At 74.3% G+C, this 9541-nt stretch carries 10 protein-coding genes and 2 pseudogenes; 4 read left to right on the top strand and 8 right to left on the bottom strand.

Annotated features, from left to right (window positions below; genetic code table 11):
• Nucleotides 1-246: 246 nt before the first annotated feature.
• On the top strand, nt 247-621 hold the full coding sequence (locus HUW36_RS18000; RefSeq protein ID WP_174529238.1) for a cupin domain-containing protein: 375 nt from the start codon (nt 247-249) through the stop codon (nt 619-621).
• On the opposite strand, the gene HUW36_RS17995 is transcribed toward HUW36_RS18000, so the two are convergent.
• Both HUW36_RS17995 and HUW36_RS17990 read right to left on the bottom strand, forming a co-directional pair.
• Nucleotides 605-1453, bottom strand: a complete 849-nt coding sequence (locus tag HUW36_RS17995) for a hypothetical protein (RefSeq protein WP_174529237.1) — start codon at nt 1451-1453, stop codon at nt 605-607. The two genes, HUW36_RS18000 and HUW36_RS17995, sit on opposite strands and share 17 nt — an antisense overlap.
• Before the next feature lie 85 nt (nt 1454-1538).
• Nucleotides 1539-2729 (bottom strand): spore photoproduct lyase family protein, encoded by a 1191-nt coding sequence (locus HUW36_RS17990; RefSeq protein WP_217428831.1) that lies wholly within the window; start codon nt 2727-2729, stop codon nt 1539-1541.
• A 100-nt stretch (nt 2730-2829) separates the two neighbouring features.
• On the opposite strand from HUW36_RS17990, the gene HUW36_RS17985 reads away from it, so the two are divergent.
• Both HUW36_RS17985 and HUW36_RS17980 read left to right on the top strand, forming a co-directional pair.
• Nucleotides 2830-3222: a PPOX class F420-dependent oxidoreductase gene (locus tag HUW36_RS17985; RefSeq protein ID WP_174529236.1), complete on the top strand. Its 393-nt coding sequence runs from the start codon at nt 2830-2832 to the stop codon at nt 3220-3222.
• Nucleotides 3223-3248: 26 nt separating this feature from the next.
• Nucleotides 3249-3563, top strand: a complete 315-nt coding sequence (locus tag HUW36_RS17980) for a hypothetical protein (RefSeq protein ID WP_174529235.1) — start codon at nt 3249-3251, stop codon at nt 3561-3563.
• A gap of 26 nt (nt 3564-3589) precedes the next feature.
• Here HUW36_RS17980 and HUW36_RS17975 read toward each other — a convergent pair.
• Nucleotides 3590-4288: pseudogene (locus HUW36_RS17975) on the bottom strand (beta-1,3-glucanase family protein); the annotation flags it as partial.
• Nucleotides 4289-4325: 37 nt separating this feature from the next.
• Complete coding sequence (locus tag HUW36_RS17970; protein WP_174529234.1) at nt 4326-5540, bottom strand: low temperature requirement protein A; 1215 nt, start codon at nt 5538-5540, stop codon at nt 4326-4328.
• Between the two features lie 297 nt (nt 5541-5837).
• Here HUW36_RS17970 and HUW36_RS17965 point away from each other — a divergent pair, with 297 nt between their 5' ends.
• Complete coding sequence (locus tag HUW36_RS17965) at nt 5838-6662, top strand: endonuclease/exonuclease/phosphatase family protein (RefSeq protein ID WP_174529233.1); 825 nt, start codon at nt 5838-5840, stop codon at nt 6660-6662.
• Here the strand turns inward: HUW36_RS17965 and HUW36_RS17960 are convergent.
• The 4 genes and pseudogenes from HUW36_RS17960 to HUW36_RS17945 all read right to left on the bottom strand — a co-directional run.
• Nucleotides 6659-7702 (bottom strand): polyprenyl synthetase family protein, encoded by a 1044-nt coding sequence (locus tag HUW36_RS17960; RefSeq protein WP_174529232.1) that lies wholly within the window; start codon nt 7700-7702, stop codon nt 6659-6661. The genes HUW36_RS17965 and HUW36_RS17960 overlap by 4 nt on opposite strands.
• A 7-nt stretch (nt 7703-7709) precedes the next feature.
• Complete coding sequence (locus HUW36_RS17955; protein ID WP_174529231.1) at nt 7710-8126, bottom strand: hypothetical protein; 417 nt, start codon at nt 8124-8126, stop codon at nt 7710-7712.
• A gap of 75 nt (nt 8127-8201) precedes the next feature.
• Nucleotides 8202-8567, bottom strand: coding sequence for an MmcQ/YjbR family DNA-binding protein (locus HUW36_RS17950; RefSeq protein ID WP_174529230.1), 366 nt, complete (start codon nt 8565-8567; stop codon nt 8202-8204).
• A 64-nt stretch (nt 8568-8631) separates the two neighbouring features.
• Nucleotides 8632-9541, bottom strand: a pseudogene (locus tag HUW36_RS17945) (hypothetical protein); the annotation flags it as partial.

Below are 9541 nucleotides of genomic sequence, written 5' to 3'. Positions count from 1 at the left end.
TGGTGGGCGTGCTGGGCACCGGCGCCGTGGCGATGGCCCTGGTGGTGGCCGGTGGCATGGTGGCGGCGCTGGCGGTGCTGCTGGTGGTCGTCCGGCCGGCCCGGCTCGCCGACCTCGAGCCGGCGCCGGCGGTCGTGGTCGCGCACTGACGGCCGTCCGGATCCGGCGTTCCCGTCCCGCGCCGCCGCGGGCCGCCTATGGTGCGAACGGGGCGCCGGATCGGCGCGGTGTGGTCGGGAGGACGCGATGGGTGGGACGGTTCGACCGGACGGCATCAGCCCGACCGCGGTGGAGGCGGCGCCGGGTCTGTGGCGCGTCGACCTGCAACGCCAGGACCTGAGTGTGCCGGGTCGCGAGGTGGTCCAGACCCGGGTGGAGTTCACGCCGGACTCGCCGCCGTTCACCCACTTCCACCCCGGCGAAGAGATCATCTATGTGCTTCAGGGCACGCTGGAGTACCGGCTCGACGGTCGGCCGCCCGTGGTGTGCCACGCGGGTGACGCCCTCACCGTCGGGTACGGCGTGCACCACCAGGCGCGCAACGTCGGGCCCGGCGTCGCCGTCGAACTCGCCACCTACGTGGTGGAGAAGGGCAAGCCGCTGCTCACCAGGGTGGACTGAACCGCCGCCGGCGGCCACCCCGGGACGGCCCCTGCCGCTGGGCGAGCATCGCGGCCGCGGCGCGCAGCTTGGCCGCCGGTTGCTCACCCGCCGGCCCGAGCACCGCCACGAACCGGTTCCCGAGGTCGAGCACCATCCGGGCGCGGTCGACGTCGCCGATGGCGACCAGGCACTGGGCGTAGATGCCGTAGGTGTTGGCCATCTCCCAGAGGCTGAGCGGACGATTCGGGTCGAGCAGTTGTTGCCGCACCTCACAGGCCCGGGACGCGGCGAGCGCCGCCGCCCGGGTGTCCGTGTCCGGCGATGGGCCGGTCCGGGCCCGTTCCAGCAACGCGGTCGCCTGGTTGTGGTACGCCGTCCCCATCGCCTCGCGGGTGCGGGGGCCGGCGGACGGGGGCGGACCGGCCGTGTGCAGCCCCACCTGCACCGCCCGGTCGAGCAGGTCCATCCGCAGCGCGGGCTGACCGGCCGCGTGGGCGCTCTCGGCGAGGTCGAGCACCGCCGTGATCAGCTCGGCCAGTGCCTCGTCCCGCTGCGGGCCGGCCGCGGCGCGCGCGGCGTCGTTCAGCTCCTCGAAGAGGGAGACGGCTTCGCGACCCGGCGTCAGGCCCTCGACCGCTCGGCCGAGCGCGGCCAGGAGCATGCCGTGTCGCCAGAGCGCGCGGGCCAGCTGCCGCCGCTCGTGGGGGTCCACCCGGCCCGGGCCGCGCACCGCCTCCCGGTAGGCCGCGACGACCCGGGTCCACAACCGGTCCGCCTCCGGCCAGGACTCCTGCCGGGTCGAGCACTCGCGCGCCCGGTCGAAGAGCCGTTCCCGCTCGTCCGGCCCCATCCCGGAAACCGCCCTTCGTCGCCGCCGACACGTCGAACGTCATCGATCGTACGTCGCGGCGGCCCGGCGCGTCCGGCCCGAGGCGTCAGGTCCAGTAGAGCACCCGTACGGCGGGCACCCGTGCGGCCAGCTCCCGGTGGAACCAGTCGCGCAGGTCGTCCATCACGTCGGCCGGGTAGACGTACTTGACCGCGCCGAAGCGGCCGTACTTGCGTGTGCGGGACCGCTCGTCCATCTCCAGCCGGGTCCGGGGATACCACCCGAGCAACACCTCCTTGCTGCCCGGCGTGAAGCGGTGGGTGATCAGCTCGGCGGTCAGGTCCAGCCGGGCGATGCCGCTCACGGCCGCGCGGATCCGGTCGAGCAGCTCGCCGTAGTGCTCCCGCCACCCGGGCATCGCCACGATCGGGGCGATGGTCAACCCGACCGGGTAGCCGGCCAGGGCCAGCCGACGCAGCGCGTCGAGCCGCTCCGGCACGGGCGCGGTGCCCCCCTCCAGCCGGCCGCTGACCGGCGTGGCGTTGACGCTGAACCGGACCCGGGTGCGTCCCGCGTGCGGCAGGCCCAGGAACGTGTCCACGTCGGCGTACTTGGTGGTCCAGCGCAACTGCACCGGCGCGTCCCAGGCAGCGAAGTGCTCCACCGCCCGTCGCCAGCTGCCGGTGAGGTGTTCCAGCGCGAGCGGGTCGGTGTAGCAGGACGCCTCGAACGTGGTGCCCTCGCCGGCCCGGGCGGCGCGACGGCTGGTCACCGTGCCCCGCCCGACGTACCCCGCGAGGTTGGCGAGGATGTCGTCGAGATCGGCGTAGACCCGGGTCACCGGCGGGCCGGACAGCGACCCGGCGAGGTAGCAGTACTGGCAGTGCGCCGGGCACCCCTCGGCCAGGTCCACCCGCCAGTCCGCGCTGGGCGCGATCGGTTGCAGCGTCCGCCGCGACGGCGGGCTGACCACGATCGCCAGCGTGGACTTCGCCCGGGCGTACGTCTCCCGGTCGGTGTCGCCCCGCACGCCGGTCAGCCGGTTGGCGCGCAGCCGCTCGACCTCGATGCCGAGCGCCTCGACCCGGTCGACGATCCGGCGGCCGTGCGGGTGGTCGAGGGCCGCCGGGACGGCCACCACCCGCCGCGGTGTCCAGCGCCGTGCCGGTCGGGCCGGTGGCGCCAGACCGGTCAGGTCACGCGTGACCACCCGCTCGCCGCTGGCGTCGTGCGGCGCCGCCGCTCCCGCCCGCGCCAGCGGCGCCGCGACGTCGACGGCGTCGTCCCGGGGTCTCATCCCGTGCTGATACCCGCTGGCGCTCCCCGCGCACCTCGCCCGGCCGCCCCGACCTCCGTGTCCGCGGGCGGAGTCGGCCGTGGCGGCGTACGGTCGCGGCATGGATCTTCCCGACGACCTGCTCGACCTGCTGCGCGGGCCCGGCATCTGCTTCCTGACCACCCTGATGCCCGACGGCGCGCCCCAGATCACCGAGACCTGGGTCGACACCGACGGCAAGTACATCGTCATCAACACGGTGGAGGGGTTCCAGAAGGTCCGCAACGTCCGCCGCGACCCCCGGGTCGCGCTGGCGATCGCCGATCCGGCCAACCCGAGCCGTTACCTCGCCGTCCGGGGCCGGGTCGTCGAGCTGTCGGAGCACGGCGCCGCCGCGCACATCGACAGGCTGTCGCAGAAGTACCTCGGCCGCTCGTACCCCTGGTTCGGCGGCCGGGACCAGACCCGCGTGATCATGACGATCGAGGCGGACCGGGTCAGCTCACCGAACTGACCCGGCCGGAGGACAGGGGAGGTCGGGTGCCGCCGGACCGCACCGAGGACGGGCGCTACGTCGTCGTCGCCGGCCGTCGCTGGCGGGCGACCGATCCCGCCGTACCGGAGGAGGCCGCGGCCGTGCTGCGGTCGGCGCTGATGGCGGCGCGCCGCGACGTCGGTCGGGCACTGCGTACGGGAGCGGACCCGGCGGCCGCGCGCGCCCGGGTGCACCTGGTCAAGGTGGCCCTGGGCGAGCGCGGCACGCCGTGGTGGGAGCAGAGCGGTGAGCAGCGTCGCGAGCGCTGGCAGCACGGGCTGCGCGAGGTTCGCCGCGGGGACGGCGGCGCCGAGAGCTGAGCCCGGATCGGCGCGTCGGCCGGCGCTCATCCCCAGCGCCACTTCTGGTTGGGGGTGCCCGAGCAGTCCCACAGTTGCAGCCGCGCGCCGTCGCCCGCGTTGCGGTCCTTGATGTCGACGCACTTGTTCGCCTGCGGGTTGACCAGGTCGCCGGCCGCGGTGAGGGTGAACTGCTGGGCGCCGGTGCCGTTGCAGGTGTAGAGCTGCACCGCGGCGCCGTTGGCGGTCGAACCGCCGTCGACGTCCATGCACGTGCCGTTCCGGCTGCGCAGGGCGGCGCCGCTGAACGTCCACCGCTGCGCGTCGGTGTCGTTGCAGGTCCACATCTGCAGCGGGGCGCGGTCGACGAAGTTCGCGCCGGGCACGTCGACGCACTTGTTGTTCAGGCTGCTGACGAGTGCGCTGGTCGGGGTGCCGGGCCCGCCCGCGCCGAACGGGCTGAGGATCAGTCCGGCGGAGCGGGGATCGCCGTCGTGCACCAGCGACTCGAAGCCGCCGACGTCGTCGAAGGCGAACGCGTACGCCTTGCCGTCGGCCATGGTGGCGTGGATCAGGCGGGCGTACTGGTTGGTGGGGCTGTTGCGGTAGAAGGCGGCCGCGTCGGTGCTGGGCTGGGTGTCGACGGTGCCGAGGGTGCCGCGGTTGAGCGCGGCGCAGAGCGTCCGCGAGATCGGACCGACGACCTGGTCGTTCGGCGCGGGCAGGTCGCCGTCGCAGCCCCAGACGTGTCAATAGGTGCCTCTCGATGCATGCCGGCCGTCCTCAGCGGGCGGGCACCGGCCGTTCGTCCGGCACGCGTACCGCGGCGCGCGCGTCGAGCACCGCGACGAGCAGGAGGACCAGGGCCGCGCCGATCGAGGCGACCAGGAGGCCGGCCGCGTAGCCGGGCAGCGCCAGCACGACGAGGCAGGCGACGCCGAGGAGCCGGCGCGGCGACACGCGGTCGAAGACGAGGCGCTCCAGGCGGGCCCGGCCCAGCAGGTAGATCAGCGGGCCGCCGAGCACCACCGCCAGCCAGACCGGGTACGGCCGGGTGAACGGGTGGTCCAGCACCAGCCCGTAGCCGACCGCGACCACCACGATCCCGAAGATCATGACGGTGTGGGCGAAGGCCACCGAACGGCCGAACGCGGCCCGGTCGCCGGCCGCGTCCACCGCCTCGCCGAGCAACTCGCCGGAGCGGAAGAAGTAGATGCGCCACAACAGCACCGTGGTCACGAACGCCACCACCACCCCGCACGTGTGCGCCGACTCCGGCGTCCCCTCCTTGGTGTAGGCGATGCCGACGGAGATCACGCCCTCGCCGAGCGCGATCATGAGGAACTGCCGGTACCTGTCGCTGAGGTGCGCGCCCCCGGTCGCCCAGGCCGCCGCCCGCCCCCGGCCGAGCCGGGGAAGCGGCCACCCGAGCCGGGCCGCGCCGAGGTCGACGGTGATGGCCACGGTCCAGAGCACGGTGCGGGCGGTCTCCCCGACGGTGGCCCCCCAGATCCAGAAGATCGCGCTCAGGCAGTACCAGGCGCCGGCCCGGAAGTAGAGGCGTCGCAGCGGAAGGCCGCCCAGCAGCAGGCCGAAGCCCACGGTGCGGCCGACCTGGAGCAGGACGTACGACAGGGCGAAGATCATGCCTCGGGCGTCGAACGCGGCGGGGACGGCCGAGGCCATCATGAACAGCCCGAACGCGCTGGCCACGACCGCGAGCCGGACGCCGACCCGGCGCGGCTCGAACCGGGCCGTCACGTACGACGTGATGGTCCACGCCCAGGTCAGGGGCAGGAACAGCAGCAGCGTCTGGCCCGCCGCCAGCCACCGGGTGGAGGACGACGCCGCCGACAGGCCGGACACCGCCTGCGCCGCCAGCCGGGTCAGCGCGAACACCACCACCAGGTCGAAGAACAGTTCCGCGAACGTCGCGTTCGGGCCGCTGCCCGGGCCCCGCAACATCCCGACCCCGACCCCGGGGCGGCGTGCACCCATCCCTCGATCCAACCGGACCGTCCGATCCGGTCGGGGTCGAACACGCTATTCGGCAGCTTTTTCGCGACCCACGGTTTCCGGGGCGAGGCGGTGGGAGGGTGACAGGAAGCCCGCCACCGAACCCACGAACGTCGAGGAGCGCGCCACGAAGGCTCTCGTGTGCCGGGGCGCGGCGTCGACGGCGACGCGCCCCCGGCCCCGGCGGTAGGATCACGGCGCACCCGCCCCGAGGCCCACCCCCCGGAGTCCCGCGTTTCCGAGCCGTCACCCACCCGTGTCACCCGGCGGGCCCGCCGGGTGCTGGCCGTCGTGTGCCTGCTCGTGGTGGCCGCCCTGCCCGCCGGCTCGTCGACGGCCGGCGCGACCGGCGCCACGACGCTGCGGGTGCTCCAGATGAACCTGTGCAACAGCGGACGCGCCGGCTGTTGGACCGGGCGGGCCGTACCCGAGGCGGTCGAGGTGATCGCCGCGGAGACGCCGGACGTGGTCACGCTCAACGAGATCTGCCGGGACGACCTGCCCGTGCTGGAGCGCGCGCTCGCCGCCGTCCATCCACGGGGCACGGTCCGGTCCGCCTTCCAGGCCGCCGGGGACCGGCCCAGCCGCTCCGTCACCCGCTGCCGCAACGGCCAGCCGTTCGGCATCGGCCTGGTCGCCCGGCTCGACGCCCGCGACGCCCGCCCCGACGTGCGCGGCGGGATCCACCCCACGCAGGACCTCGCGGACCCCGAGGAACGGGCCTGGCTCTGCCTGCGGATGGGGACCGCGCTGCACGCCTGCACGACCCACCTGGCGAACACCAGTGGCGCCGTCGCGTTGGCCCAGTGCGCCTACCTGCTCGACACCGTGGTGCCGGAGATCCGACGCAGCGCCGGCTACCCGTCGACCGTGCTCGGCGGCGACCTCAACCTCAGCCGCGGTGGCACCCCGGACGTGCGCTCCTGCGTCCCGGCGGACCACCGGCGCGTCGACGACGGCGCCCGGCAGCAGATCGTGGCCACCCGGGACGTCACGATCTGCTGCCACCGGGCAGTGGGCATGCGGGGGACCACCGACCATCCGGCGCTGCTCGCGGTGCTGACGCTCGGAGACGGGCCGGCCGGCGGGTCGGTCGCGCCCTAACGGTGGCGCTCGACCACGTAGTCGGTCAGGTCGAGCAGGAACCGGCCGTCCTCCGTGTCGGCCGCCGCGCCCAGCGCGCGCCGCCCCTCGCGCCGGGCGGCCTCGGCGAGGTCCCGGGCGCTGCGCCGCGCCGACTCCACGCAGTCGTACGCGAGCAGCCGCCCGTGCAGCCAGCGCACCTCGGACGCCGTGCGCTGCGCGCGCCGCCGGCTCAGGAAGTCGAACAGGCGCTCGCGTTCGTCGGAGGTGCACCGCCGCATGAAGTCGATCAGGATGAGCGTTCGCTTGCCCTCCCAGAGGTCGCCGGCGATCTCCTTGCCGTACCGGGCGTAGTCGCCGACGAGGTTGAGCGCGTCGTCCTGGATCTGGAACGCGGCGCCCAGGTACCACCCGTAGCGGTCCAGCACGTCGACCGCGTGCTGCCGGCCGGTGGCGACGAGGATCCCGGCCCGGCACGGGTAGATGCAGGTGTACCAGGAGGTCTTCTTCAGGCACATCCGGTAGTAGTCGTCCGCGTCCAGGTCGGACACGTTGTCGCGGATCCAGCCGATCTCGATCGCCTGCCCCTCCAGCGAGTGGCGCAGCATGAGTTCGGTCTCCTCGAACAGCCGCCAGGCGATCCCGGAACCGAGCGCCGCCCGGTTCGCGGCGAGCCGCTGCAACGCCAGCAGGTTCGTCATGTTGCCCACGTTCAACGCCACGCCGACGCCGTACTCGGCGTGCAGGGTCGCCGCGCCGCGCCGCTGCTCGCTCTCGTCCTGGATGTCGTCGTGGATGAGGAAGGCGTTGTGGAACAGTTCCACGGTGACGGCCGCGTTGAGCCCCACCGCCTCCGCGCCGCCGAACGCCCGGCACGTCGCGAGGCACAAGGCCGCCCGCAGCCCCTTGCCCCACCGTCGCGGATACTCCGCGACCAGGTCGTAGAGGTATCGCGGGCCGCCCGAGGGCAGGTCGTCGAGCAGCGCGCCGAGGGCGAGCCCGCGATAACGCTCCAGCACCCGTTCCACGTGCCCGCCGGTCACCCCGGTGGTCGGCGCCATCGCCCGGCTACTTCTCCGACCGCGGCCGGTTGCGCGGGGCCGGCGTCGCCAGCCGGTCCGCGAGCCCGTTGGCCACGTCCGGGGCCAGCCGCGCGAGGTTGAGTACGGTGTCCAGCGCGTCGTGCGCGTCCGAGGTGTACCGGCGGACGACCTCGCCGCGCTGCTCGTCGGCCATCTTCAGCTGCGCGACCACGGTGTCGATGAGCGCGTGCCCGTCGGTGCGGACCCGCGCGACGAGTTCGTCGAACGCCTCCGGGTCCACCCTGCGGTCCGCGCTCAGCTTCTCCTCCAGCCGCCGGGCGCCGGCCAGCCCCGCCGCGAGTTCCTCCTCCAGCACCGAGGCCGCGTGGGTCACGGTCTCGGAGGTCTCGCCGGCCACCTTCTCGAAACGTTCGTCGGTGCGCTCACGCTCGCCGTTCTCCATGGGCGCAGTGTTCACCCGCGCGCCGGGGGTGGGCCAGAGGTGTGTCGCGATGGTGACTCAGCGTGTCGACGCAGGTCAGGGCTGGTCGAGCCGGGCCCGCAGGGCGGGCGGCGCCACCGACAGGTAGCCGTCCCGGATGACCTCGGCCAGCTCGGCCTCGCCGATGCCGGTGTCGAGGCGTACCCCGATCCAGCCCCGGTGCCCGACGTAGGGCGGACGGAAGAACGTGCGCGGGTCGACCGCGACCAGCTCGACGGCGGCACCGGCCGGCGCGGCGCACCACAGGTGCGGGAACTCGTCCCGGTGGTGGCCGTCGGGCCAGACCGAGGCGAACGACGTCCGGCCGCGGACGAACCAGGTGGGGGTGCCGTGACTCAGCCGCTCCGTCACCTCGGGCAGCGCCAGGCAGGTCCGCCGGATGGTCGCCACGATGTCCGTCATCGATCCACGGTACGACAGCGCCGGTCGCCCGGGACGCCCGCGCGTCCGGCTGCGCGGTGCGCGGTCAGGTCCGGCGCAGCCGCTCGGCGAGGTCCCGGACCGCGTCGTCGAATCGGGGATCGGACTCGCCGGGCCAGTGCCCGACGATGGGCGGCGAGACGGTGTCGGTCGTCGGCACCACCACCCCGTACGGGTCGCGCACGCGCCGGTCCACCGTCCCGGCCGGGCCGGGAACGACCGGTGGCTCGCCGTCGTGGTGGGGGGAGAAGATCCAACTGCCCACCGCATCGGTGTCCCGCCAGAGGTTGAGCCACCGCCAGCCGACCCGGTCGCCGACCTCGCACAGCGCGGCGTCGTCGACGTAGGCGGGGAAGAGCCGGGCGTAGAGGCGGCGCAACGGCGAGCCGTACGTCAGCAGCGCCACCCGGTCACCGACGCCGGGTGGCAGTTGGAGCACGGTCGCGGCGAGCAGCACCGAACCGTGGCTGTGCCCGGCGAGCAGCACCCGGTCACCGCGTGAGGTCAGGTGGCAGATGCGTCGGGTCAGCTCCGGCACGGCCCGCTCGGCGTAGCAGCGGGGCGCGAAGGGGTGCGCGATCCGGGGCCAGAACGTGCCCAGGTCCCACAGCACCCCGACGTAGCGGCGGAACTCCGCCGTGCGGTACGCGAACAGGCCGCCGACCACGAGCCCGAGCACGAGCGCCGCGATCGCGTAGCTGCCCATCTCGATGCCGAAGTTGACCAGCCCTTCGGGTATCCCGGTCCACCGTTCGAGCACGGTTCCCGGGTAGAGCCCCAGCAGGCCGAGCGTGCTGGTGGCCATGCCGAACCCGGCGAGCCCGGCGTAGACCACGGCGAGCGGCGCCAGCCGGTCGGTGAACCGGGCCCGGGCGACGACCGTGCGGACGTCGTCGAGCCGCGGCGCGGCCTCGGGCGGGGCGTCCGGGAAGTCGCGGGCGACGATGGCGGCGGCC

It is taken from the genome of Micromonospora maritima (genome assembly GCF_902825405.1).
Lineage (GTDB): Bacteria > Actinomycetota > Actinomycetes > Mycobacteriales > Micromonosporaceae > Micromonospora > Micromonospora maritima.
This window is presented reverse-complemented; position numbering and strand designations above follow the sequence as displayed.

What these genes read in the sequence shown, in the direction of transcription:
- HUW36_RS18000 (WP_174529238.1), top strand. Translation starts at nt 247, where the DNA reads ATGGGTGGGACGGTTCGACCGGACGGCATCAGCCCGACCGCGGTGGAG.
- HUW36_RS17995 (WP_174529237.1), bottom strand. Translation starts at nt 1,453, where the DNA reads ATGGGGCCGGACGAGCGGGAACGGCTCTTCGACCGGGCGCGCGAGTGC.
- HUW36_RS17990 (WP_217428831.1), bottom strand. Translation starts at nt 2,729, where the DNA reads ATGAGACCCCGGGACGACGCCGTCGACGTCGCGGCGCCGCTGGCGCGG.
- HUW36_RS17985 (WP_174529236.1), top strand. Translation starts at nt 2,830, where the DNA reads ATGGATCTTCCCGACGACCTGCTCGACCTGCTGCGCGGGCCCGGCATC.
- HUW36_RS17970 (WP_174529234.1), bottom strand. Translation starts at nt 5,540, where the DNA reads ATGGGTGCACGCCGCCCCGGGGTCGGGGTCGGGATGTTGCGGGGCCCG.
- HUW36_RS17960 (WP_174529232.1), bottom strand. Translation starts at nt 7,702, where the DNA reads ATGGCGCCGACCACCGGGGTGACCGGCGGGCACGTGGAACGGGTGCTG.
- HUW36_RS17955 (WP_174529231.1), bottom strand. Translation starts at nt 8,126, where the DNA reads ATGGAGAACGGCGAGCGTGAGCGCACCGACGAACGTTTCGAGAAGGTG.
- HUW36_RS17950 (WP_174529230.1), bottom strand. Translation starts at nt 8,567, where the DNA reads ATGACGGACATCGTGGCGACCATCCGGCGGACCTGCCTGGCGCTGCCC.